The sequence below is a fragment of the Comamonas testosteroni genome, from assembly GCF_000761245.1.
Classification (GTDB): Bacteria; Pseudomonadota; Gammaproteobacteria; order Burkholderiales; family Burkholderiaceae_C; genus Comamonas; species Comamonas testosteroni_C.
This window is the reverse complement of record NZ_AWOR01000051.1, coordinates 16184-41696: the sequence shown is the minus strand read 5'-3', so window position 1 is coordinate 41696 and position 25513 is coordinate 16184. Positions and strand designations below refer to the sequence as shown.

Annotated in this window: 24 protein-coding genes; 18 read left to right on the top strand and 6 right to left on the bottom strand. The window is 57.2% G+C overall.

Annotated elements, in window-relative coordinates; genetic code table 11:
* Nucleotides 1–7: 7 nt before the first annotated feature.
* The 5 genes from P353_RS15345 to P353_RS29950 form a co-directional block, all read right to left on the bottom strand.
* On the bottom strand, nt 8–1126 hold the full coding sequence (locus tag P353_RS15345) for an efflux RND transporter periplasmic adaptor subunit (RefSeq protein ID WP_034371144.1): 1119 nt from the start codon (nt 1124–1126) through the stop codon (nt 8–10).
* On the bottom strand, nt 1123–1614 hold the full coding sequence (locus tag P353_RS15340) for a hypothetical protein (protein ID WP_034371214.1): 492 nt from the start codon (nt 1612–1614) through the stop codon (nt 1123–1125). Before P353_RS15340 ends, P353_RS15345 begins: the two co-directional genes overlap by 4 nt.
* Nucleotides 1615–1730: 116 nt before the next feature.
* On the bottom strand, nt 1731–2915 hold the full coding sequence (locus P353_RS28195; RefSeq protein WP_080750555.1) for a TolC family protein: 1185 nt from the start codon (nt 2913–2915) through the stop codon (nt 1731–1733).
* Nucleotides 2916–3103: 188 nt separating this feature from the next.
* Nucleotides 3104–3457, bottom strand: a complete 354-nt coding sequence (locus tag P353_RS29245; protein ID WP_157839603.1) for a hypothetical protein — start codon at nt 3455–3457, stop codon at nt 3104–3106.
* Between the two features lie 283 nt (nt 3458–3740).
* On the bottom strand, nt 3741–3854 hold the full coding sequence (locus P353_RS29950; RefSeq protein WP_232776551.1) for a hypothetical protein: 114 nt from the start codon (nt 3852–3854) through the stop codon (nt 3741–3743).
* 320 nt (nt 3855–4174) lie between these two features.
* Between P353_RS29950 and P353_RS28180 the strand changes: the two genes are divergently transcribed.
* From P353_RS28180 to P353_RS15305, 6 genes are all read left to right on the top strand, one after another.
* On the top strand, nt 4175–4519 hold the full coding sequence (locus P353_RS28180) for a DUF4148 domain-containing protein (protein WP_080750554.1): 345 nt from the start codon (nt 4175–4177) through the stop codon (nt 4517–4519).
* Nucleotides 4520–4979: 460 nt separating this feature from the next.
* Nucleotides 4980–5363 (top strand): hypothetical protein, encoded by a 384-nt coding sequence (locus tag P353_RS15325; protein ID WP_034371139.1) that lies wholly within the window; start codon nt 4980–4982, stop codon nt 5361–5363.
* 76 nt (nt 5364–5439) lie between these two features.
* Nucleotides 5440–6672 carry a TolC family protein gene (locus tag P353_RS15320; RefSeq protein ID WP_034371136.1) on the top strand — a complete coding sequence of 411 codons (1233 nt, stop codon included), beginning with the start codon at nt 5440–5442 and terminating at the stop codon, nt 6670–6672.
* Nucleotides 6669–8189 (top strand): efflux RND transporter periplasmic adaptor subunit, encoded by a 1521-nt coding sequence (locus P353_RS15315; RefSeq protein ID WP_034371133.1) that lies wholly within the window; start codon nt 6669–6671, stop codon nt 8187–8189. The genes P353_RS15320 and P353_RS15315 overlap by 4 nt, the downstream gene beginning before the upstream one ends.
* Nucleotides 8186–11368, top strand: coding sequence for an efflux RND transporter permease subunit (locus tag P353_RS15310; protein WP_034371130.1), 3183 nt, complete (start codon nt 8186–8188; stop codon nt 11366–11368). Before P353_RS15315 ends, P353_RS15310 begins: the two co-directional genes overlap by 4 nt.
* Nucleotides 11369–11379: 11 nt before the next feature.
* Entirely contained in the window at nt 11380–11718 is a 339-nt protein-coding gene (locus P353_RS15305; protein ID WP_003075106.1) for a copper-binding protein, read from the top strand.
* Between the two features lie 231 nt (nt 11719–11949).
* Here the strand turns inward: P353_RS15305 and P353_RS15300 are convergent, their stop codons facing one another.
* The gene (locus P353_RS15300; RefSeq protein WP_232776540.1) at nt 11950–12918 is read right to left on the bottom strand and encodes a tyrosine-type recombinase/integrase; all 969 of its coding nucleotides are present in this window, start codon (nt 12916–12918) and stop codon (nt 11950–11952) included.
* Nucleotides 12919–13134: 216 nt separating this feature from the next.
* Between P353_RS15300 and P353_RS15295 the strand changes: the two genes are divergently transcribed.
* From P353_RS15295 to P353_RS28175, 12 genes are all read left to right on the top strand, one after another.
* Entirely contained in the window at nt 13135–13896 is a 762-nt protein-coding gene (locus P353_RS15295) for a DsbC family protein (protein ID WP_034371125.1), read from the top strand.
* Nucleotides 13893–14465 (top strand): hypothetical protein, encoded by a 573-nt coding sequence (locus P353_RS15290; RefSeq protein WP_034371121.1) that lies wholly within the window; start codon nt 13893–13895, stop codon nt 14463–14465. Before P353_RS15295 ends, P353_RS15290 begins: the two co-directional genes overlap by 4 nt.
* Before the next feature lie 2 nt (nt 14466–14467).
* A complete protein-coding gene (locus tag P353_RS15285) occupies nt 14468–15364 on the top strand; it encodes a hypothetical protein (protein WP_232776538.1) in 897 nt (298 codons plus the stop codon).
* Nucleotides 15365–15371: 7 nt separating this feature from the next.
* Nucleotides 15372–15953, top strand: coding sequence for a lytic transglycosylase domain-containing protein (locus tag P353_RS15280; RefSeq protein WP_034371114.1), 582 nt, complete (start codon nt 15372–15374; stop codon nt 15951–15953).
* A gap of 74 nt (nt 15954–16027) precedes the next feature.
* Complete coding sequence (locus P353_RS15275; RefSeq protein WP_034371111.1) at nt 16028–16765, top strand: TcpQ domain-containing protein; 738 nt, start codon at nt 16028–16030, stop codon at nt 16763–16765.
* Nucleotides 16762–18552: a hypothetical protein gene (locus tag P353_RS15270; RefSeq protein WP_034371108.1), complete on the top strand. Its 1791-nt coding sequence runs from the start codon at nt 16762–16764 to the stop codon at nt 18550–18552. The genes P353_RS15275 and P353_RS15270 overlap by 4 nt, the downstream gene beginning before the upstream one ends.
* Nucleotides 18553–18559: 7 nt before the next feature.
* Nucleotides 18560–19903, top strand: a complete 1344-nt coding sequence (pilO2, locus tag P353_RS15265; RefSeq protein WP_034371105.1) for a type 4b pilus protein PilO2 — start codon at nt 18560–18562, stop codon at nt 19901–19903.
* Complete coding sequence (locus P353_RS15260; RefSeq protein WP_034371102.1) at nt 19890–20342, top strand: hypothetical protein; 453 nt, start codon at nt 19890–19892, stop codon at nt 20340–20342. The genes pilO2 and P353_RS15260 overlap by 14 nt, the downstream gene beginning before the upstream one ends.
* 10 nt (nt 20343–20352) lie before the next feature.
* Entirely contained in the window at nt 20353–22143 is a 1791-nt protein-coding gene (locus tag P353_RS15255) for an ATPase, T2SS/T4P/T4SS family (RefSeq protein ID WP_034371099.1), read from the top strand.
* The gene (locus tag P353_RS15250) at nt 22143–23267 is read left to right on the top strand and encodes a hypothetical protein (RefSeq protein ID WP_034371097.1); all 1125 of its coding nucleotides are present in this window, start codon (nt 22143–22145) and stop codon (nt 23265–23267) included. Before P353_RS15255 ends, P353_RS15250 begins: the two co-directional genes overlap by 1 nt.
* 37 nt (nt 23268–23304) lie before the next feature.
* Nucleotides 23305–23886: a prepilin-type N-terminal cleavage/methylation domain-containing protein gene (locus P353_RS15245; protein WP_034371094.1), complete on the top strand. Its 582-nt coding sequence runs from the start codon at nt 23305–23307 to the stop codon at nt 23884–23886.
* Nucleotides 23887–23930: 44 nt separating this feature from the next.
* Nucleotides 23931–25298: a type II secretion system protein gene (locus P353_RS28175; protein WP_080750560.1), complete on the top strand. Its 1368-nt coding sequence runs from the start codon at nt 23931–23933 to the stop codon at nt 25296–25298.
* Nucleotides 25299–25513 lie beyond the last annotated feature (215 nt).

Here is a 25513-nt window from a genome sequence, read left to right as displayed (position 1 = left end):
TCACAGTTCAGCGGATTTGTGCGATCAGCGCCGCACCTTGAACCACGACCCGGTTTTCATCGCCAAGCCCCTTGGTGACGACGATCCGGTTCGCATCCAGCGCTTGGTACTGCACGGGTTGCGGGATATAGCGCTCTGCACCTGACTTGATCCAGACGACAGGCTCATTGGCAGGGTTGCGAGTAATCGCCTGTGCGGGAAGAACAAAGCCTTTGACACTTTGCTTGGAGTTGGCAATCACGGTGACAGGTTGGCCAATAGCAATCGGTAGCTGTTGAGTGCCATCGGACGCAACCGCCTTGAATGTCAATGGCAACACACCGTCGCGCAAGCTTCGACCAGCACCAATGAGCTCCAAACGGACTCCCGGCGTCGCTTTGATCGTTGCTGCACTGATGTTGGCTGCTAGAGCAGGATCGGCCGTTGTGGCCTCCACCATGACCTTGGCTGGATCGGTGATCTCAAACAAGACATCCTTGGATTCGACAACCTGGCCGAGCACCACATTGGCGCTGGCGATGACACCCGAAACCGGTGCGACAACGTTTTCCTTGGCTGCAAGACCGCCACCGATTGCGCTTTCACGTGCCCTCAGGCTTGCAAGTTCTGTCTGAGCTGCTTCAATCTCTTTGCGCGGGACAGTGCCTTCAAGCCCTTTAAGCCGCTCCACACGCTTTTGTGCGATTTCTCGGGCACCTCTGAGTTCGGCCAACTGGGCACGCTGTCCCGACAAGGCAAGTGGCTCTGCGTGATGGGCTACGACCGCCAGGACCTCCCCCTTACGTACAGTCTTGCCAGCGAACGGCAAGCCTTGGGCTCCGGCCTCGATCTTTCCGCCCACAACCGTCTGAACCAGGCCGCTTGCATTGGGGTCCGCAATGACTTTGGCGGGCAGCTCGGTGGTTGCGCTTGCTTCGGACATCAGGGCAATTTCCGTGCGAATTGCCAATCGACGCTGGGACAGCATGGGCACATTGACGCTGCCATCAGGCAGGCGACTCAAACCTGCTGCCGATGGAGTGGCCGAGGCCGTATCCAGATGCTCTCCGTTGGGGCCATGAGCGCCCGGAGAGGCTTGAGCCATGGTGACGGCCAAGACCGCAGACATGATGACGATGCGTTTCATTGGGCGCCTCCCTTTGCTACCTTGCTGTTAGAGCCGCGGCCCAAGAGCCATCCCAATCCACCCACTGCGGCCAATGCGGCAATTGCCAATGCGCCAAACAGCAAAGCGTTTTCATCTCCATGAGCATGGGTGGCCTCAGCTGCAGCTTGGGTCGCCCCGACTTCCAAAGTGCCGTCCAGCAGGTCAGACTCTTTGCCGTCCAGAATCGTGATCACCAGCGCGTGTGACCCTTTCTTGCCGAGCTCTGCCAAGAACTTCTCGTCAGCCACTGCATAGTCACCCTGGTCCGAGTGATAAGGCGCAGCGGCTTTCAGTTGACCCAGCTCGACTTCCACCTTGGCTTGATCCACGGGCTCATTCGTAGCAAATCGATTAATGAACATCGAAAACTCGCCCCCCTGCAGACGACCAACCAGCTCGTAGTCTTCGGACTTAGCCTCGAACCTGGGTGCAGAAGAAGTGGCTCCTGCCGTGGGGGCAGCATCCAAATGCTCTCCATTGGGACCGTGTGCACCAGGGGATGCCAAGGCGATCCCTGTAGTAAGGGCGAAGCCACCCAGTAAGAGCAAGCGCTTCACGGCGCAAGGAGTTGAAAACGGAGAATTCATGGCAGTTGTCCGTAGGCTTGTTGAAGACGTGCACGTGCGAGGCCAAATGCAGCCTCCTGCCGAGCAGCGCTGTAGTCGGCTTGAGCTGCGGCACTGGCTGCGCGCAGAAGCTCTGGGAGCGATGTCTCGCCTGCATTGAAGGCGGCACGAATCAGCTTGGCTCGTTCGTTAAGCAACGCGGCTTTTTCACGCTCGGTCTGCAACTGCAACTGACTTGCCGCTGCTGCAGCCTTGGCGCTTTCCATGCGAGCAGACAACTGAGCACGAAGCACCTGTTCCTTGCGCTGAGCTATGTCCAGTTCGGTCAAGGCGGCAGCTTGCAAGGGTGCATTTCTATCGTCTGTGCCGAACGGAATACGCACAGCAAGGCCCAGGCTGTAGGCGGAACCCTGACCATGGCCTGGAATGTCTTGCCTGAACTTGGTGATCAGCTCTGGAGCACTGCGATTCGATTTGGCAACCAAATCCAAACGCTTACGTGCCAGGTCTACTTGTTGTTCTGCACGCAACAGTTCGGGATGCTCAGCCAACTGGCGAGGCGATGGGCTTTCAGCACTCGCAAACGTAGCGTCAGGTGTTTGGGCCAATCCTGTCAGGGCTGTCCACTGGCGCTTTGCTGCTTCAAGCTGGGTTTCAGCCTGTGACTGAGTTGCTTGTGCGCTTAAAAGCTCCCCCTTGGCTGCCAAGGCATCTGCTCTTGCCAGATCACCGGCTTTGACACGTTTATCCACGTCTGATGCGATGGCCGCAAAAGTGCTGGTCTGCTGCTTTGACAAAGATTGGCTGGCCTGCAACTCGGCAATCTGCCAATGCAACTCACGGACGACCTCTGCAACACGCAGTTTTCCCTCGGCTTCAGATAACTGAGAGAGAGATGACAACGAATCTGCGGCTTGTTGCTTGGCGCTTTTCTGGCCAGGAAGCCAGAGCGGCACCGCCAAAGCTACCTCAGTCTCACGAGCGCCATTGTTGCGTTGCAGGCGGTCATTGCGGTGGCTTAACTCCACCGAGGGAGGTGCAGCCCAAAGAGCGCTTGACGCTTTCTTTGCTGCGGTGGCCTGCCGAGAAATGCCTGCCGCCTCAGCAGACGCAACGGCGCGGTTCCAGGCCCCTTCAACGGCAGTCGCCAAGGTTGTTTTTTGAATGTTGCTGCTCGATTTTGGCGCAGCAACGCTTTCCATTGGATGTGCGTACGACGTGCACGCCAACGTCAGCCCTGCAAGAATGCAGAGCCTCCATTTAATTTTGGGGTTCACAAAGCCTCTAAATGCTCTGGGTACATAGCAATACCGTCGCGAGGTACTGCGACAGATATGACATGCACGAACGAAGGGATGGCTTCAGACGGATGAAGCCGACCTAAAGAGAGCTAGGCTGTGAGTCTGGGAGGCCGTCGAAGACCTTCCAGGATGGGGTGTGGGAGTATGGAGTAGAGGGCTGCACTGGGTGGAGAACTTCCCCAGTCGGGCGCAGGAACGCTCAAGGTGGAAGCTTCAACCGCTGCAGATGGCATCCCATTGGCCATCATGTGCAGTTTGGAATCAGAGGATTCATCAAGCTCAACTGCACCATCGTCATTGTGATGGTGACCTTCCTCTTGAAGATGCATCGCCGCATGCTCAAGTGCTTCATGAGACGCAAAAACAGGCATCTGGCCAGCCACAGCAAGGGCTTGCCAGAAGACGCTCAGCATCACGAAGAACATGGCCAGACGGCGGATCATAGTTCAGGAATTATATGCAGCAGAGTTACCCCACGACATTTGTGGCTGCTGAGAAATTGTTGATGGCAATGGCCAAATCGGCATGGCTCATCGTGGCTGAGATTGAGCAACGCCTCCTTTGAGGCAGGAAGCTGTCACTCGATAAAAAGTCATGAAAGTCAGCTTCTGGCCGAACACAGCCGGTCACAACCAGCAGCCTGGTTAGCCGTAACCGGCACAGCTGATCAATTCAACCGGAATACCCATCCAGCGGCCTGGATAGCCAACATGTAGTCGGCGTCGCTCAGATCGCCGGAGACTTGCACTGTATATCTCGAGGACTCACTCCGATCTTTGCGGCATCATCTATCGCCAAAATGGAGCGCTGAATCCGCGCGGCACAGGCACCACATTTCATGTCATTGATGCGAAAAATAGCCATTACGTACTCCTCGAAAGCTTGTGGCTAAAGTTACATCCTTCACATGATGTGAATGTCAAGTATCTGCCTGCACAAGCACTGGAGCACGCTGTGTACACCAACTAGGTTGGTCTTCACTATTCGCTTTGGGCTTTTGGTGTACAGATTTGGGATAAGAACTGCCGCGAAAAAGCTGACAACAATGTCACCGGACAGTCCTGTTTTTGTTGGGCTCTGCTTCCTAAGATCAACCCATCTTCTCCTCACCTTGATCAAGGCCCAGGAGATGTGTTCATCAACTTTCTTAGGAGCCAACCATGTCTCAAAACCGCATCTCCATTTCCTCTGTACTCGCAAGCGTTGCTGCTGTTATCACACTGGCTCTTCCTGGAATTGCGTCCGCAGGCTATGAGCATCCAGCCAACAATGAACAAGGCGTGATCGTGCATCCAGAGCACTTTGTAAGCCAGAAAACCCGAGCTCAAGTCAAGGCCGAGACTGAAGCCGCCATGAAGCAAGGCCGCCTTTCTTACGGTGAAAGCAATTTCCCACGTGGAACTCCCGAGACAGGATCGAGCAAAACCCGCGCGCAAGTGATCAACGAAATGCGTAATGAATCGCCAGCTGAGCGAGATGCTCGCCTCCAATCATTTGCAGGCTGATCTCCATCAGAGACGCATGCATCGTGGATGCAACTCTTTCCTGCATCTTTGTGCCGATCTACCGCAGAGGCCTCAAGCAACAGAGGCCTCCGCGTGTAGAACATCAGCTTGAGCGAACTACAAATTGCCCGGAAGAATTTCGGCCCAGATGATTGCAATCATCACTTAGGGGGCCGACACTGGGTTCAACGATGCGCGGACTCACCGAGGTGGATATCGCTACCGAGCATCACATTGCATGTTTCCTCATCCATTAACTTGAGGATGGGACAGGACACCGCCTTCTTCAGAACTGCGTTGTACATACGGTGTCGCGCTTCATTCAGTCACGGCTGTATCGTTCGCTCTTAGGATGCGAGTTAACCGCTGGCTTGCCAAAGATCTGTAGCATTTTAAGATCGGTAGTCACGTATGGCCATCACCGCATACCACTGGTAGATTGACTACACTAACTGCTCCCATGCTGCAAAGTCGCATTTACCGCCTATCCACCGCAGTCCTTGTGGTGCTTTCGCTGCTGTTCGCACAGCTGGCGTTGGCGGGCTACGTCTGCCCACAGGAGGAAGGCGTTGATGCAATGACGGCCAGGATGGAGGCCGGCATACCATGCGAAGGTATGGACCAACAGCAACCGGTTCTGTGTCATCAGTACACCAATGCCCCGGATGTGACCTTCGAGGCAGTCAAACTGCCCGTGGCGTCATTACCTGCCATCGTGCAGGTATTGGAGCTGCCGCTAGTGCTCGAATTTGATGCTGCGCTTGCAGTGTCTTGGCCCATCACCTTGGAGGTTCGACCGCCTCCGGACCCTCTTTTTCTCTCTACTCTCAGACTCAGAGTCTGATCACTCCGTCGACTGACTGGTGCTGGCGTGGCTTGTCCATACGCCGGCAGTGCCCTCGTTCGTCTACGGAGTTTCCATGTCCCATATTTTTTTGCGAGCTGCCTCCTTGGCTGCCGTCTTTCTGCCGGCCGTTGCTGCTGCAGAATCGATTTCATTCGACCAGGCAATAAGCTTGGCCGTCCAACGCTCCGAAGCAGCCCGCGCAGCCCAGGCGGCGATGCAAGGCTCTGTCCATTCCATCCAGGCTGCGGGTCAGTTGCCAGATCCCATGCTGCGGGCCGGCATCGACAATTTGCCGGTTACCGGCTCAGACCGCTTCAGCGGCACCCGTGAGTCCATGACGATGAAGCGCATCGGTGTCAGCCAGGAGTGGCTCTCTGCAGATAAACGAGCCGCGCGCGAAGGTGTGGCTCGTGCACGGGCCGACCGCGATGCCGTACAAAAAGACATTGCCGAAGCCGAGGCTCGCCTGCAGGTCAGCATGGCGTATGTCGATGCGTGGTTCGCCACTGAAGCACTCAAGCTAACCACACAAACCGAGCATCACTTGCACGAGGAGCTGAATGCGGCAAAAAGCCGCATAGCAGCTGGCACAGGCAACAGCGCAGAAGCGTTGCAGCTCCTATCCGCCAAAGGGATTGCAGAGGATGAAAGCGAAGAGGTTCGCCAACAGCAGTCTGCAGCCATGGTCAGTCTGCAACGCTGGATCGGCATTCTTCCCGATGCCCTCAACAAGCCGCCTGCCTTCCCGGTTCCCGAGGAATGGGACTACGTGGCGAGATATCCAGCCGTCGCAGGCTTAAAAAGCGACGTCGAAATTGCTCGCCAGAGTGCAAACGTCGCAGCCAAGGAGCGCTCTCCCAACTGGACCTGGGAAGTGTCCTACGGCCAGCGCACCGGCTATTCCGATTTGGTTTCGGTCGGTGTCAGCATCCCGCTCCAAATCGCACCAAGCCAGCGCCAAGACCGCGAAACCTCGGCCAAGCTGGCCATGGTCGACAAAGCAGAGGCTGACCTGACGGAGGGAATGCGCGCAGCCATGGCCGATTACCGCACCTTGACTAGCGACGCCGCGCGCCTGCAGCAGCGTATCGAGAGATACCAAGGCTCCGTAGTGACCCCGGCCAGACAGCGCACTTCCGCCGCCCTGGCAGCCTACCGCTCCAATCAATTGGCCCTGACCGCTGTGTTTGAGGCACGACATGCCGAGGTCGAAGCTCAGAGAAAACTCCTCGCACTGCAGCGTGATTTGGTACGTACGCAGGCCCAACTGAACCTCAAACCCATCGCTCAAGGAGGTGCCCAATGAAGCGCACAGCACTGGTCACTTCATTGGTTACGGCAGGCGTACTGCTGGCAGCCGGTGGCTTCTTTATTGGCCGCTTGACCTCCGAAGGCGCTGCCCCCAAAGCCGTAGCCGCCTCGGAATCCAAGGCTCCCGCAGGCGAGCGCAAGATCCTCTACTGGCATGACCCCATGGTGCCGGGACCACGCTTTGACAAACCGGGCAAGTCGCCATTCATGGACATGCAACTGGTGCCCGTCTATGCGGACGATGCCAATGACACAGGCGTCAAAGTCAGTCCAACGGTGCAGCAGAACCTCGGCATCCGGACCGCGACGGTCAAGCGAGCCGACATCGGCGCGTCGTTCGACGCCGTTGGCACGGTGCAGTTCGATGAGCGCCTGAGTGTTGCCGTCCAGACCCGTGTCGCTGGTTATATCGAGCATTTGGCAGTGCGCGCTCCCATGGAACAGGTTCGCAAAGGTCAGGCTTTGGCCACTATTTTTGCACCTGAGTGGCTAGGGCCACAAAACGAACTGCTCGCACTCAAGCGTTCAGGTGTACCCCAGGAGCTTATTACGGCAACTCGTGAGCGCATGCGCGCCATGTCCATCCCTGCAGAGCTGGTCCGCAAGAGCGAGGAAACCGGGATAGCCCAGGCCCGCTACACCTTGCAGGCTCCGGTAAATGGCGTGGTGACGGAACTTGGTGTCCGAGATGGGGCCCAGGTGTCGCCTGGCCTTACGTTGTTCCGCATCTCCGGCTTGGAGAAGGTCTGGGCTGTGGCCGAAGTGCCGGAAGCACAAGCCATACGCCTGACGCGCGGCCAGAAGGTCAAGGCCGTTCTGCAAGCCGATGCCTCCCAAACCTTCGATGGCGAGCTGAAGGAAATCCTGCCGCAGGTCAACGCCAGCACGCGCACCCTGCAAGCGCGATTCGAGGTCGATAACCGCAGCGGCAAACTGATTCCGGGACTGCTGCTGCGCCTGCAGGTCGGCGTTGCTCCAACCTCCCGCCTGGTCCTGCCTGCTGAAGCCGTCATCCGTACCGGCACCCGTGCATTGGTTATCGTCCGCAGGGAGTCTGGCAACTTCGAGCCTCGGGAAATCAAACTGGGAGAAGACTTGGGCGATCAGTTGGAGGTGCTGCAAGGCTTGCGCGAAGGCGACGAAGTGGTCACCAGCGGCCAATTCCTGGTGGACTCCGAAGCGCGGCTCAAGTCAGCCCTGGGAGCCATGGAAGCCCGCCAATCCCAGCCTGCACCCACTGCAGCCACCGACGCCCCGGCCATCTATCGCGCCGAGGGCAAGGTAGAAAGCATCGATGACGACGGGATCACGATCTCGCATGGTCCCGTACCCGAACTCAAGTGGCCCGCCATGACGATGAACTTTGGCAAGGCCGACTCGATGACGCTCACGGGCTTGAAGCCAGGCGATCCGGTGCGCTTCGAGTTCCGAAAAGGCGGGCCCATGGATTGGGAAGTCGTCTCCGTGCAGAAAAGCGGCAGCGCCGCAGGAACCACCGGAGGCGCCAAGTGATTGCTACTCTGATCCGTTGGTCCATCACCAACCGCTTTCTGGTGCTGATTGCCACCGCGTTCCTCGTGGCGGCAGGCATCTGGTCAGCATCCCGCACGCCGGTCGATGCATTGCCGGACCTCAGCGACGTACAGGTGATCGTTCGCACCACCTATCCAGGCAAACCACCCCAGGTGGTGGAGGACCTCGTGACCTACCCGCTGACCACGACCATGTTGAGCGTGCCCGGCGCTAAAACCGTCCGAGGCTATTCGTTCTTTGGCGATTCCTTCGTCTACATTCTGTTCGACGACAAGACCGATCCGTACTGGGCACGGTCACGGGTGGTGGAGTATCTGAACCAGGTTCAAAGCCGCCTGCCAGCAGGCGCGACAGCCGCGCTGGGCCCGGATGCCACAGGTGTGGGCTGGGTCTACGAGTATGCGCTGGTCGATCGCAGCGGCAACAACGATATTGGCCAGCTGAGAGCCCTCAACGACTGGTTTCTGAAGTTCGAGCTGAAAACCGTGCCGGATGTGGCGGAAGTCGCCAGCATCGGTGGCATGGTCCGTCAATACCAGGTGGTGCTCGACCCGGACCGCATGCGAGTGCTCGGCGTTACGCAGTCCATGGTCGTGCAGGCCCTGCAGAAGGCCAATCTGTCGTCGGGCGGCTCGGTAGTGGAAATGGCCGAGACCGAGTACATGGTGCGCTCGCGCGGATTCCTTGGATCGCTGGAGCACTTCCGTACCATCCCGCTCAACCTCAGCGGAGCGACACCTTTGCTGCTGAGAGACGTAGCCACCGTCCAGATCGGCCCGGAAATGCGCCGGGGCATCGCCGAGCTGGATGGCGAGGGTGAAGTCACGGGCGGCGTGGTGGTCATGCGCTCCGGCAAGAATGCCCGTGCCACTATCGAGGCCGTCAAAGCCAGGCTGGAGACGCTCAAACCCAGTCTGCCCAAAGGCGTTGAAGTGGTGGAAACCTATGACCGCTCCAAACTCATTGATCGTGCGGTCGACAACCTGCGTGTCAAGCTCCTGGAGGAGTTCGCCGTCGTCGCCGTCGTCTGTGCCATCTTCCTATTCCACCTGCGCTCCGCGCTGGTGGCAGTTGTAACACTGCCTATTGGGGTGCTAGCGGCTTTTGGCGTGATGCACTGGCAAGGCGTGAGCGCGAACATTCTCTCGCTGGGCGGTGTGGCCATTGCTCTAGGGGCTATGGTCGATGCCTCGGTGGTCCTGGTCGAAGCTGCGCACAAGCATCTGGAGCACTTTGAAGAACGACATCGACGCCCACCGTCCGTGGCCGAGCGCTGGGAACTGATCGCGCAATCAGCCGTGGAGGTCGGTCCTGCGCTGTTCTTCTCGCTGCTGGTCATCACGCTGTCGTTCCTGCCCGTGTTCACCCTGGAGGCCCAGGAAGGACGGCTGTTCTCGCCACTGGCCTTCACCAAGACCTATGCGATGGCGGCTGCTGCTGGCTTGTCGGTGACTCTGGTTCCAGTGCTGATGGGATACCTCATTCGAGGACGCATTCCAAAGGAAACTGCGAACCCTATCAACAGAAGCCTTATCGCCATTTACCGGCCTGCTTTGGAGTTGGTTTTGCGTTTTCCTAAGTTCACGCTGCTGGCAGCGACATTGGCCCTGGCCATCACCGCAATTCCGGTCATGCGGCTGGGCGGTGAGTTCATGCCGCCGCTGGACGAAGGCGATCTGTTGTACATGCCCTCGGCGTTACCTGGTATTTCGGTCTCAAAGGCCGCAGAGTTGTTGCAACAGACAGACCGGCTTATCAAAACAGTGCCCGAGGTTCAGCGTGTGTTCGGCAAGGCGGGACGGGCAGATACTGCGACCGATCCTGCGCCGCTGGAGATGTTCGAGACCACGATCCAGTTCAAGCCACGTGAGCAATGGCGTCCTGGCATGACCCCGGAGAAGCTGGTTGAAGAACTGGACCGGGTGGTCAAGGTTCCGGGTCTATCAAACGTGTGGGTGCCCCCGATCCGCAACCGCATCGACATGCTGGCCACCGGCATCAAGAGCCCCGTCGGCATCAAGGTCGCCGGACCAGACCTCGCCACCATCGACAAGCTCGCGGCACAGATTGAATCCGCCGTGCGCGGAGTGCCTGGTGTTTCTTCCGCGTTAGCCGAACGCTTGACAGGGGGCCGGTACATTGACGTGGATGTGGACCGACAAGCCGCTGCGCGGTTCGGACTTTCTGTGGCAGACGTGCAGGCGGTCATATCCACAGCCATCGGTGGTGAGAATGTCGGAGAAGTCATTCAGGGTCGAGAGCGTTTTCCAGTGAACGTCCGCTACCCGCGCGAAATCCGCGATTCGCTGGAACGCCTGCGCAAGATGCCTTTCGTGACAGACAAGGGTGCCACTGTGCTCCTGCAGGACGTTGCCAAGATCGTCATCGCAGAAGGCCCACCTATGATCCGCAGCGAAAACGCAAGGCTCTCGGGCTGGGTCTATGTCGATGTACGTGGCCGGGACTTGCGCTCCGTCGTCCATGACATGCAAGCCATTGTCGCCAAGCAGGTGGCCATGCCTGCCGGCTATGCCTTGTCGTGGTCTGGCCAGTTCGAGTACTTGGAGCGGGCTACGGAACGCCTGAAAGTCGTCGTACCACTCACTCTGGCTGTCATCTTCATGCTGCTCTACGTCCTGTTTCGCAGTGCAGGCGATGCCGCATTGGTCATGGCAGCAGTTCCATTCTCGCTTGTCGGTGGATTCTGGTTCATCTGGGCGCTCGGTCACGCGGTGTCGGTGGCCTCTGCCGTGGGGTTCATTGCCCTGGCCGGCGTTGCCGCCGAGTTTGGCGTCGTGATGCTGGTCTACCTGCAGAACGCCTGGAGACAGCATCTAGCCTCAGGCGAGCCGGACAATGAAGAAACGTTGCTGGCTGCCATTCGCGAGGGAGCCGTCATGCGCGTGCGGCCAAAGGCCATGACCGTGGCTGTAGTCATGGCGGGTCTGCTTCCTATTCTGGTCGGACATGGCACGGGCTCGGAAGTCATGACCCGCATCGCCGCACCGATGGTCGGCGGTATGGTCACGGCCCCCCTCCTAAGCATGCTGGTCATCCCAGCTGCCTGGTACTTGATCCATCGCAGGCGTCCATCAACTGGGCGCCACGCTCCAAACCAGACCCCTCCCGCAATCGAAGCTTCCAAACCGCATTTTTGAAAGACAGACTCATGAAAGCAAACCACATTCTTGCCACAGTTCTCGCTCTGGTCGCGTTCGCGGTAGTCCACGCCCAGGACTTGAAAATGCAGATGGCGCCTGGAACTGGAGCCTCTGCAGCCACCATGCCCCTCGTTGATGGCGAAGTCCGCAAGATCGACGTCCAAAAGAACCTTATCGTCTTGCGTCATGGAGATATCCCGAACCTGGCTATGCCCGCCATGACCATGGGGTTTGAGGTGGCCGACAAAAAGATGCTCGACGGCCTGCAGGTCGGTGACAAGGTGAAGTTCCAGGCCAAGGTCATCAAGGGTAAGGCCATAGTTACGGAATTGAAACCGAGCCGCTAATAAAAAATAGACTGCCCTACCCATGACAGTCTATTTTCTGAAAAGCCTCGTTTATACCGCAAGACACAGCAGATACGCTGCATTGCCACAAATTGGAAGAATGGCGCTACACATGCTGATTTGCTGACAGTGCAGCGGGTAGTGCTTTGAGACAATGGCTCTGCGATATTCAAAAGCTCAGGCGCGTAGAAAACGCGGCAATGCTACCGATTCAGCCTCAACGGGACAAGACTACCAACGCACATAGCGCTCGAAATTCGCGCCACGTGGATGGTGCTGATCCGCCATGGCACGAATATCCTCATGCAAGATAGAGACATAGTGTGCAGTCGTCTCTTGACGCTCATGACCCAGCAGTAACTGGATAGTGTGAAGAGACGCTTTTCCCTGGTGCAGATGCGACGCAAAGGCGTGTCGCAATGCATGGGGTGTCAAGCGAAGGCCGCATTCGCGGCCGTAACGGCTGACCATTCTGCGCAACTGGTAGTAACGGTAGTCTGGATAGCGTCCGCTACTAACAAACAGTTTGGATGTGGATCTTTTGCCATGGCCTCCGGCTGCAAGGATCGCTTGTCGCGCCGCTTTGTATTGAGCAAGCCAATACCTAGCATGTTCTCCAACGACAACCAAACGCTCTTTGCTCCCCTTTCCCCATATCTGCATGGGCTTGCCGCTGGCGGGGACCTGATCGAGCGTGATGTTCAGCAGCTCTCCTGCACGTAGTCCAGATCCATAAAGCAGCTCCAAAGCTGCGCGATCTCGCATGCCGTTGGCAGTTTTCGTGTCCGGTAGCTCCATCAGCTTAGCGATCGCGTTACTCGATGGTGGGCGACGTGGGCGGCGCAAGCCTCCGCGCAGTGGTAGCAGCGCGCGGTGAACGCCAAGGTCCACGATGCCGGACTCTTTCGCCCAACGGTACAGCCGCTGCAGCATCCATTGTTTGAGTCGTAGCGTCGACACTGATCTGGTGTCTTTCCAGCTAAGTAGGAATACCTGCAAGTCGTCGACCGTAGCATGTTCCCAAGAGCGGCCGGTCGCTTCCAACAGCCATGCGTTGAAAGCTCGCAACTGGATCTGGAGCACCTGAAGAGTGCTATCTGCCAGGCCCTCTTGAAAAAATAGATCGGTTAGAAAATCTCCAAAACGGAAATCCCAGCCGGCGGGAACATCCATCGTGCCGGCAACAAGCAAATTATTCATTCATCTACCCGTGTGAATGCCCGCACGAAGAAGCCGCCTCATCGGCGCCTTCTTTGGCTGGCGAGACACACACCTCGACAGTTCAAAATATAGATCAATTCGAGTTTGATATGTCAAGCGGAAACCGTGATGTATGTAACGCACGGTTTCCGCTGGAGGCAACGCCGACCGCTCCCTACAGTGCGGTCCATGCAAAAGCAATCACATATCAAAGCAATGCCTCGCGTAGTGAGAGGCAGGCTTGCCGCAGCCGCGGCTTTGTTCGTTAGCCTGACGGCTGGAGCAATAGATGCAGACGTATCAGAGAAGGTTGCGGCGCAGATCAAGGCTGGCGTCAACGCAAACACGAACGGAGCGGTGCGTGTAGAGCAAATCAATACAACACCACTCACCAACATTTATGAGGTGATTTCCGAAGGGGAGATATTCTATGTGAATGAAACGGGTAGTTACAGTTTTGTTGGCGGCTCGTTGATGGATTTGAAGAGCAAAACAGACCTGACCGCCTTGCAACAAGACAAGAGGATGGTCATTCCATTCAACAAGCTTCCCCTGCAGCACGCGATTAAGGAAGTGCACGGAGATGGAAGCCGTGTGATGGCGCTCTTCGAAGACCCGTTCTGCCCCATCTGCCGAGTCTTCACAAAGTTCGTCGACCAGATCGACAACGTGACGATCTATCGTTTCATCTTCCCTATCACTGACCGGCGAAGTCAATCTCTTGCACGTATGGCCTGGTGCTCACGCGACCGTGCCGGCGTGTGGAAAGCCATCATGGACGGCGCACGGCCGCAATTGCCCGAGTCGTGCAACACCGATGGTTTGGTTGAGATCCTCAAGCTCGGCGAGCGCTATGGCATGAACAACACGCCCACCGTGGTGCTGGCAAGCGGCAAGCGCTTGGTTGGCGCCACACCGCCCGAGCAATTCATGGATGAGTTGGAGCGTGGCGGTCGTTTGAAGGCGGACCAACGATGATCGCGCCCGCCTCCGTTCGCCCCCTCATTTCTGCCCTATTCCCTGCGCTTGCCATTGCCATGGCGACAAGCTCTCACGCGCAGTCCTGGGAGATCATGCGAGAAGTCGTCTTCGACAGCTCGGTGTTTTCGTCCACGGGTACAGCGGAGGACCGGGAGATCCTCAAGACAGTTTGGGCAACAGAGCTTTCCGCTCCACGACTGGGCAGTGCAGGAAAGCGCATGCCTGCGTTCGCGCTGCTGGGTGACACCGCAACCGCTGAGGGCAAAGTCATCTTCAGCATGTTCGCCGCTGCGGGCAACACACTTTGCCTGGATGCACCAAATGGCGCGGCAGCCATGGACATCTACAGTGTCTGCACCATGCGTGTCATCGCTTGGCCGCCTCGGCCTGGACTGCGCGCCATTGAACTCCCCGGCTACTGCATGTTGTACGCCAATACCGACCGATCGCAGAACCGCGTCGAGTACCGCATAGAGCAGACCCAGCCAGCCCTGACGATTCGATTCCGCGCATGGCAGTTCGGCAAAGTCATTCCCGCATGCAATCGCGCCATGCGCCTGAGCTAGACATGACCTGCCGCTTTTTCCCGCGACTATCCAAGCTTGTGTGGCTATTGCCAGCCGTGGCTCTGGCCGCCATCGTCAGCTCTGCAGACATTACCCAAGCCATTCAAAACTCGCCAAATGCGAGTGCCTGGCTAAAGCAGAACGCGCAGGCTGTGGCCAACCTCGCTATCAACGTTGAATCGGGCGGCAACACCAGCGCGTTCAACGGCAGCTGCTGCTATGGCGTCCTGCAGATGAACAGGACAAACATCGCCAAGTATGCAGGGGTGACGCCTGAACAGTATCGCCAGCTGCCCCTGCAGGCCCAGATCGATGCTTGGTCCCAACTGACCGCCGACGCCATGCGTTCCGGGGTGGTCCGCCAATTGATTGGCTTGGGCACTTTTGATGGGCGCGCCGTCGACGGGAATCTGGTGCTCGCTTGCGTGCAGCTTGGCATCGGCAACTGCCAGCGAATGATTAACTCAGGGTCTTGCCGTGGCTTTGCCGACAGCAATGGCACATCTATATGCGACATGGCCGACAGGATGGCCAATGGACGACCTACCAACCCAGGCAACACCAACCCGCCCGGAAACGGCTCTGGAAGCACGGGTGGCAACGGTGGCACAGGGTTGAGTGGCAACAGCTGCCCGCGAGACGTCACCGGCGCATGCATGGAAGTTTCGGCGGCAATGCAGCAAGGCTTCCTGCAGGGCTCCGGGATACAGATGCCCAGCCTCAAGCAAATGCTGCTTGCAGGAAGCGGCGCGTTTTTCTTTCTTGTCACAGCCAGTGCCTTCAGCGGCCTTTACGGTCGCTACACATCGGGACGTGTTGCCACGGGCGAGCTTGTGCACTATCTCGTGAAAGGCACAACAACCTTGCTCATTGGGCTGTTGGCCCTCTCGATGCTGTGAGGCGCGGATGTTTAGCCTAGCCCACATCACTCGCAATCTGCTATTAGCAGCCCTCGTCGCCGCACATGGCCTGTCCCTGGCCCAGGTGCCGCCGAAAAAGCTCCCGACCTACGACTGCCTTCGCGGAAATTCCAGGTCTGCCCACTGTGAGCAACTGCTCCGCAACTATTGGCAGCACGAGCCGGCCATTCGCGCGATCGCTGTTCACTACGGACTGGAACCTGCGCTGCTAATGGCTCTCGTGGCTATCGAGAGCCAATTCAACTCGCGTGCGAGATCGCCTGCAGGTGCTCTCGGTCTCACTCAAGTCATGCCAGATACAGCCCGTGGCGAAGGCTTGCAGGACCCAAAGGTGAACCTGTATCAGCCCGAGCTTGGGCTGGCCACCGGCGCAGCTTACCTGCGAAAGATGTGGTTCGAGTTTAGAGACTGGGAGCTGGCACTCGCCGCATACAACGCCGGCCCTGGCGCCGTGCGTAAGCACAAAGGCATTCCGCCGTACCGCGAAACACAAGCCTACGTCCCCATGGTTCTCGCTTTGTACCGCGAGTTTGCCTGGGCAGACGCCATGGCCCGAGCAAGCAAATGAGGAACGCAATGAAATTTCATCACCTAGGACGATGCGTGGCAGCTGTCGCTGTTGCGCTTACTGCCTGGCCGACCATGGCACAGGAAGCTGAAGGCACCAGCGCCAAATCAACGCTCCTGCAATCAGAAATCGAAGTCACATGGCAGGACAAGGCGCAAGGCCTGGCTCAACTCTTGGCAGATCGGCTGGGCGTTCCCTTCAGCAGCCCAGTACCACTGGACACTCAGGTGTCCGTCAAACAGGCAGGTGGCTCCACTGTCGCCAATCTGATCTCGACGGTCAACAGCCAACTCCCTCCAGGGATCAAGCTTCAGCTCACCGAAACTGCTGCTGGCACCAAGCTGGAAGCAGTAGCAGCGAGCGCACGGACTACAGCGGTGGCCACTGCAGTGGTACAGGGAAGCGCACCATCGCGCGCGCAGATTGAGGGACTGTTCACAACCAGCGCAGTTCCAGGCTCGGGCTCGTGGGTGGACCAGGCGCGCCAACACTGGAAAGCCTCCTTCACTGACGGCTCTGGACAGCCTGCACGTCGCTGGGAGCTCAAGCTCCAGGACGTAACGCTGAACAAGGCCTTCACACGCTGGGCCGCAGAAGCCGGCTATCGCGTGCGCTGGGATGCGCGCAAGCATGTCGTGATCGGAAGCCCCGAGACCTACGAAATGCCATTCGAGCAGGCCGTGACCGCCGCCCTGTCGTCACCAGGCATTCAAGCGAGCGAATACCCGCTCGATGTCTGCTTCTACCCCAATAACCCGCCCTTGGCCCGTATCACCCGCCGTGGCGAGCAAGACAAGGAATGCACCCAATGATTCTGGCCAACCTAAAGCACAGCGTCGTACCCACGGCCCTCGTTTCTGCTCTGCTGCTCGCAGGATGTGTCTCGCCCGCAGTCACCCAGCAAGTTCGTGGCCACATTGACAGCTCCATGGAGGCCGCAGGTGTCATGAATCGGAGCCTGCGCGTAGAAGAGTCCACACAGGGCCACAAGACTGCCACAAATGCAGCGGCAGCCCGTCAGCTCTCGCCCATCGTTGCGCGCCGTGCATCGCGTCCATGGATCGGCTCGGAGATGATCGAGATCAGCTCCGAAGACTCCCTTCCCGCCATCTTCGATGAAACCTTCAAGCTCATCAGCTTTGAAGACAAAAGCACTGGCGGCAAGGTCAGCCTCGCAGTTTGGGCCGAACGCATGTCCCGCATAACTGGCGTTCCGTTTCGCATCAAGCAGGACGTATACAGCTCGGCGTCATCGGCAGTCGCCTCTAGCCCAAGCACCGCCCAGCCGGCCAAGCCCGCGACCGCCACAGTTGCAGGAATGAGCATGCCTGCACCTCTGGCCGCTGCTGGCCAGGCGAGCGTCGAGGTCATACGCCCTGGTCCAAACCTCCTGCTCGACACGGTTGAGATGGACTGGAAGAACAACACGCCGCGCGGCATCACTGAGTTCGTGACAGCCAGGCTGGGACTGTCCTATGCGTATCGCGATGGCGTGATCATTATTGAGCGCTACGTCACAGAAACCTTCGAGATCGCCGCTCTTGAAGGAAGCAAGGACTTTGCTATGAATTTGCAAGGTGGCTCAACCTCGGGCGCAAGCAGCACCACCGGCGCCACCGGCAATTCCCAGTCAAATTTCCGCATCGACGAAGCTGGATCACTGGACATCTTCAATTCATTCATGAATAGCCTGCAGCAGATGGTGGCTGCGGTGCCCGGATCATCCATCGCTATCAACCAGGGTACCGGTAGGTTCGCGGTGACGACGACCAAGGAAGCCATGCAGCGCATCCGCCAAGTGGTCAAGTCCGAGAACGAGTCGCTGACACGCCAGGTCCGCATACAGATGGATATCTACTCCATCACGACAAAGGACGGAGACGAGAAGGGAGTGAACTGGGGCGTGGTGCTCAATTCGCTGACCTCCAAGTGGGGCGCGGCCATTGACTCGCCCACTTCGCTAGTCGGTGATACGGCGGGTCAGATCGGCTTGACGATCCTCTCTCTGGCAAACGGAGGCAGCCCAAGCAGCGGCACGGTGGGCCGCTGGGGTGGCACACAGGCTGCGATCCAGGCGCTGAACGAGTATGGCACCAACATCCAGCATCGCCCCATAGAGATGCAGGCGATGAACCGCCAATGGGCACGCAAGACCAACCTCAACGACCGTTCTTACGTGTCTGAGACGCTGCCATCGACCTCTACTGCAGCCGGATCGGGCTCGGTGGGCATGAAGACTGCCAACGTCACTACGGGCGATCGCTTCATGATCCAACCCGCGATCTTGGAAAACGGCTCAGTGCAGTTGAGATTCGGCATCAGCATGACCAACCTGGTGGCGATGACTGAGACGACCTCGGGCCAGGGTACTTCGATCTCAAGGGTCCAAAACCCCGAAAGGTCGGGCATCGACGATCAATCGACGGTCATGCTCAAAGCTGGCCAAGTCATGGTCCTCACCGGCATGGCCCGCTACAAAGCCAAAGACAACCGCCGCCGTCTGGCTGAAGGTTGGAGTTTGCTCGCTGGCGGCTCTGACGCGCAAAGCCTGGAACGTGAGGAATTCCTCGTTGTGGTTCGTCCTGTGCTCATGAACTGAGGCCACCATGAGCGCATACCTCATTGAGCGGCGCTATGTGATCGGCGTGACTTGGCAGCAGACTGTCCAAGCCGTGAATCTCAAGAAGCACGCACAACAACTTGCCCGCAAGGGGAAGGCGGACTACTACTGTACGGTAGCACCAGCCACCGTGGGCACCGCGAAACTCAAAGTCTCCAACCAGGGGGAAAAGCTCATCGCCTTGGCTACCGGCGTGGCCGCCTTCGCCAATGGCCATGTGTTTGCAGCCATCAGGCTCCCACAAGGGATCTGGATCTGCGCCGCAATCGACGGAGCACCAGCGACTGGCTTCGATGCGCTGGTGACGGACGAAGAAGCGGCTCGCGCGCGGCTGGCTGCATTTGAGCGCTTGGCCACCTCGTCTATCTCGCTGTTCACGAGTGAGCCAGATCTACTTTACCCAGCACCAGAGGTACAGCCCGTAACGCTGAGTCAGGTCATCAGCGCAGCTGCCAGCAATGAGGCCAGTGAGCCCTTGGCCAAGGTCGGCACCAGCATCCCTCCAGCAGTGCTCTACACCGTCGCCGGCGCGATCCTTTTGCTCGGGGGAGTACGTGCTTGGGACTATTGGCAACTGGAGCAAAGACGCCAAGCAGAGCTCTTGGCCAACGCCAATGAGCTGGACCCGAAGACAGCTTGGACTCAAGCCTTCCAAGCATATGCACAGGAGAAGTCTACCTATGGGCATGAAGCGCTACGCGCATTGCGCGAAGCCACCGAAAAACTACCTACCAGCATCGCCGGGTGGCGCCTAAAAGAGACGGACTGTAAGCCAAGCGCTGACAGCACTTGGGGTTGCACCCTGAAATTCGACCGCACCGCAGATGTGGGTCTAGACCCTACCAACGAAGACTTCGAGCGTTTGCGCCCCCGCGAGTGGACCGTCCGCTATTCCACAGTGGATGAAATAGAGGCTGTCATGCAAGTGTCAGCGCCTGCACGTCACCTCAACTTCGATGAGCTGACCCCGCTGGCCATCCAGCAAGTACGTGGACTCAGTTCCTTGCAACTGATCTTGCGCGCTTTCAGCGGAAAAACCATCGGGCAATTCCAGCCTGAAGCAGTTCCAGCACCGCTCAACAAAGTCGGAGAGCCCGTATCCATGCCTGCTGAGCTCGGGCTGGCCATCTACAAAGCTGCGTTGACCAACCTTAGCGGTCCCCTGCTCAGTGTGGACCTGCTGATAGCTCCAGAGGTTCCGGTGGCGTGGACCTCATTCAAGGTTGACTTTGCCAGACTGCCCGACGACTGGCAGGCCAACGGCGAAGCGTCTCTCAAGAAAAGCCTCATGACGGCCACATTGGCCGGAGAAATCTATGCAAAGAACTAAGCCCGCCGTAGCAGCCGCGCTGATTGGCTTCGCTATGCACGCTGCCGCCCAGGATCTCGCTGCGGCCGCATCGCAGCCACAGCCAGGCTATGGCTTTGCGCCAACCGTGAAAAAGCTCATGCAACTCGAAGCCGATAAAGCCGTTGAGGCTGCGCTCGGCCAAACGGGCGGGTCCACTCCTGCAGCCGCAGCTCCACAAGCAGCCGCACCAACTGTGCAGCCAGCCGTAGAAGCACCGCCGGAGCCTCGCCCACTTCTTACCCTCAATGGCATCTATGGACGCGTAGGCCGCTGGACGGCCGAGGTCGCTATCGACGGTCGAATCTACGCCTTTACGCCTGCAGAGATGAAGGCAGGCTACACAGCGAAGCGCATTGATGCACGGTGCATCGAACTGCAGCACAGCAAGTTCCCGCAAAAGCTCTGCAGCGACCGCTGAGGAACCAAAGATGCAGTGGCCATTCTTCTCGCGTCAACGTTCAACAGTCCCAGCTCCGCCGACTGCGACCACTTTCGTCCTCAGTCAACGTGTCATAAAGACCGAGAGCGAGCTGCTCAAGGAAGTGAGCTTCCATCGCCCACTCGGGAAGGACAAGGACATCAACCTGGCGGGAAGTCTGGCCCAGCACATCTGTCCTCTCGAAACACGAAAAGACAGCAAGCAGTTCATTCTGCTCGTGAGCAACCGCCACCGAAGCTCGCAAGAACTACGGGCTACGACCGAGCTCCTCTTGTCCAAGAACTACCGTCTCGCACCAGGCGCCAACGTCTATCTGGTCGAGAGCGAAACCATCATCCATGCCGTCTCGCGTGGCCACATCGACGGGACCCAGGGGGAGCGCCTTCGCAACATCTTGGGCGACAGGGCAAAAGCCGGCTACTACCAGTCGTTCGAGGAACTGGTGCGTTACGGAGTAACCAACCGCGCCTCTGACATTCACCTGAACATCTTCACTGCCCAAACCCGCAGCGAGGTCCGGTTCACCATCGAGGGCAAGTACGTGGCCCCACCACGCTTCCACTTGCCAACTGCAACGCTTCTGTCCATCGCTGGAGTCGCGTACCAAACTGCCAAGGGCGTCAAAGACCCCGTTTTCAATGGCACTGTCGAATCCCAGTGCCGGATCTTCATCGACCTGGCCGAGCTCGGACAGTTCATGCTGCGCTGGGCGTCGATGGCCTGTGACGAAGGCCCGCAGATCACCATGCGGATAACGCCAATCAATGCCAAGAAAGAACCGCTGACGCTGGAGCAACTTGGCTATCTCCCCACACAGATCGCCATGCTAATGCGGGCCATGCGATCCGAGGGCGGTGCAATCGTCCTCTCGGGGGTCGTTGACTCGGGCAAATCGACAACGATATCGACACTACTCAGTGGAGTTCCAAGCACGCGCAAAGTGATGACAGTGGAAGACCCGCGAGAAAACATCTTGCCTGGCAGTCACTTCCACCAGAACACAGTGAGTCGCGACCTTGAAAGCGATGAAGACCCTTTCAAGCCAAAGAAGAGAACACTAAAGCGAACCGCTCTTAACGATCTATTCATCGGTGAGATTCGTGACCAGCAAACTGCCGCCCTGCTCCAAGATGCTATCGAATCGGGCACGAACTGCTATACGACTGTCCACGCTCGTAATTGCATGGGTATACCAGCACGCTTGATATCGCCAGGTATTGGCATTGACATCGATGTAGTTTCCACACCTGGAAACCTCAAGCTATTGGGGTATCAGGCATTACTTCCGAAAAACTGCCCTGGCTGCAAGCTAAAGGCCACAAAGCTCCTTCAAGGTGAAGACGCGATAGAGTGGGAGGATTACTTTTCACGCATCAAACGTCTTTACGACATCGATCCAGAAAAGATATATGTCAGAAACCCCGATGGATGCGATAAATGCCGGCGTGATGGCTTGCCTGAACTGAATGGCCTACTTGGCCGCACCGTCGTCGCTGAGTTGGTTGAGCCTGACGACTATTTCTTGGAATGTATTCGCGAATCAAAAACTATTGAACTGAGCCGATATCTGGCGTCATTGCGCACCTCACGATATGACGATCCAGATATGACAGGAAAATCTGCAATGGACTGCGCCATATACAAAATGAGCGAAGGTGAAATAGACCCTAGGGAGATCGAGCCACGATTTATGTCATTCGTCACCGTAGAAAGACGCCGTGAAATGGCTGCAGCTCACACAAAGAATCTTCAATCAATTATGAAGCTGCAGGCTGTGTGATGCGATCCATACTTGATTATTTCTCGCCACTAAAACGCGCAGCACGCCAATTTAGAAAGCATCGGGCCGACTACTATGAGTATCTCGCTGACGTGCTTTCAGATTCCGATGGGCGAATCCTTATGCACGACATATTCGTAAAGGATGCTCAACGCTACGCACCAAAGAACCGTTGGCAGAAGCTCCGCCCCCATCCACGAGCAGTGCTTTCCGAATACTGGGCAAGCAAGTTTCTGGACACCGGCACAGACATCGGCGCAACTTGGCAAGGCACGCTGCCCGATGCAGACATGGTGATTATTGCTTCGGCGGCTAACCACGGAGGCACTGGATCAGTACCGGACGCATTGAAAGAGGCTGCGCGCTTGGTGAGAGTGGTTGATGAGGCCCGCAGCCTGTTTCTCTCCATCATTGCTGTAGCAATATTCGCAATTATTGTTGTCCTTGCAACTCTCACAAGCGTGCCAGCTTTTGTGTGGCCACAAATTAAGGCCACTTTCGACTTTGTACCTGAAACACTTTATGGTCCGCATGCATTAGATCTGGACTATTTCTCCAAGGTCTTCGCGTCATATATCATTCCTCTAGCAATAGGAATACTAATACTTTGCATCGCATTTAGTTGGTCTTTGACACGTTGGAGCGGTCGCTCTCGTCAATGGGCGGAAAAGATAATTATCTACCGTGTCTACAGAAACTATCGCGGTGCGATGTTTCTTTCGACCCTATCCACTCTGGTGAAGCGCGGCTCTGGTCTAAACCTTCGAGAAGGCATAAAGGCAATCTCATTGCAGGCGGAGCCTTGGCTGCAATGGTATTGCCAACGCATTCAAGAAAATATCGAGCTCGGCTTTGTGGATGGTAGGCTATTCGATGTAGGCCTAATGGAGCCGGATGCTCTTTATTACTTGTTCGACATTTCTGAAGCAAAGTCTTTAGAAGCCGGCCTTCAATTAACAGGCCGCCGCACAGAGCGAGATATGGGCAAGAGCATTAAAAAGCGTGCATTCATCCTCCGATGGGGAATTCTGTTTGTATCGTTAGCAATAGTCGGTTGGGTTGTTTTCAACACATTTTCTGCCATTCAAGAAATGACCGATGCCGCAAAAATGGTTTTCCTGTAAGTCTATTTCAACCTGCTTTTTCAAGGAGCAAAAAACTATGCAGAGCTTTATCAATCAATCTCGTCGCATGCGCAAGTCGTTTCGACGCAAAGGAAAAGAAGATGGCTTCACGCTGATCGAATTGATGGTCGTTGCGGGCATTATCGTGATCCTCGCGGTGCTGGCATTTCCAGCGCTACAAGGACTCTATCGAGAATACCGTGCGCCGTACTTTGCGCGAGACCTTGCCAAGGCCGTGGCGTCGATCCAGGGCGCAGCAAACACCGTGGCCACTGCGACGCCGTATACGGGCGTGACAACGGCCACGCTGGCCAGCGCACTGAAAGACTCTGCTTTCAGCGTTTCCGGCGCTACCGCAACCCATTCCATACAAGCAACCGGATTGAACCCACAGGCAATTGCCGTAACCGGCACGCCTGGCGCCAACCTGCTGGTCACGGTCTCAAAGGTTCACGAAAAGGCCTGCATGCCGATGATTACGCAGATGGTGCGAGCAGCAGAAAGCATCAAGGTGGGAACGGTCGTCGTAAAGGCCGCTGGTGGCCAACCTGCTATCGCGACGCTGCAAAGCAGCTGCGCGGTGCCGGCGGGCGTCGACATTGAATACACCTTCCAATAACTCCCCCGCACGCCGTGCCGCATCTGGCACGGCCAAAGGACACTATGCTGCGCAAGCGCCCTCATCGCAAACAACAGGCTGGCTTCCTCCTGCTTGAGCTCATCGCTGTGCTTGGCTTGACTGCTGTTCTCGGCGTCTATGCATCCAAGGAGGCAATCGACAAGATCAACAGCGGCCGCGCAGAAGCTACTGGCGTCTACCTCTCGACGCTCAAGGATGGACTGGACAAGTTCCTGAACCTCAATGCCCAAGCCCTTGCCATGGGATCAGTTGTGGCCGGCTTCTCCGACCCCCTCGCCCCCACCGTCGACGAGTTGCGCACTGCCAAGTATTTGCCTGTCTCATTTCCTCTCATCGACCCGATGAGACGCCGGCAACTCATCACGGTGGATCGATCTGGCTGCCCAGGATCGACATGCTCGCTCACCGCATATTCGTATAGCCACCTACCACTGACTGCCAGCTGCAACGGATATGCAACCGATGGAGCCTGCGCGGCTGCAACGGGCTCCGTTTGGCATGTGCAAGCAGAAGAGATCAGATCCGCAAGCCAGGGGTATGGCACTACTGTGACCTTGCTTGCGCCCACTCGCCTGCGTGGTAGCAGCTGTGACTATCCGGCTCCAGGGGGCGCTGGCCCAGCCACTTATGGCGTCTGCACGACCAGGACTGCAGCGATCTATTCTCAATTCGTACGCATCCGAGACGACCGCGATCCCGATCTGCAAGGCGATCTGAGCGTAGTGGGGAAAGTGAAATCAGGTTCGCTCGCGTCTCAGTCGTTGTCAATCAGCAGTGGACCAACCGAGACAACCAGCATCAACAGCAGCGGCGACCTGACGGTTAAGAACGGCTCTGGCAACCCAACAGCTGGCATATCGATGAGCGATGGATCTGGTCGAGCCTATGGCCAAGTCATCAATCCAACTAGCATTCAAATCAAGGGTAACTGGTGCGCAGGAACAAACCAACAAGGCGATATTGCCCAAGACGCAAATGGCCAGGGGCTCGTAATGTGTATCAGCGGCTACTGGAAGGGAATATCGCCTCAGAAAGATGCAGTATCTGGCGGGTGGTGCCCACAGAATGGTGGAGTAGCGTGGAATAACCAGGACGTTGCCCTCTACTGTTCAGGCAATCAATGGGTTACGCTCGCAGATCGATTTGGTAAAAAGGTTTTCTCTGAATCATACTCTGCATCTAATGGAAGCTGGATACCAAAACCAACATGCCAATCTGGTACTAGCGGCTCCATGATTATGTTACTTCCAAAAAATCAGAGCACCGATGCAGTAAAACTAAACCATTATGCAGCGGATTATGGAAGTGCATGGGTGGTGTCAATTGTTGATAATGCTGGGAATGGCGCTGCCGGCGAGGCCATCGCTCAAACATACTGCATCTATTATTAGGAGAGATTATGATATCCAAGAATATTCTAGCCTTCTATCTGGGCTTGCTCATGGTGTCTGCAAGTGCTCAGACATATGACTCTACTGGTCCCGTAAGACTTTGGGCACCAAATAATTCCGGCGCTGGCGCGACTGAGATTGTTCAAGTCCCAGGATACGGATCATTCACTGAAGGAGGGGTAGTGAAGGGCTACGATATAGTTGAAAGCAACTCC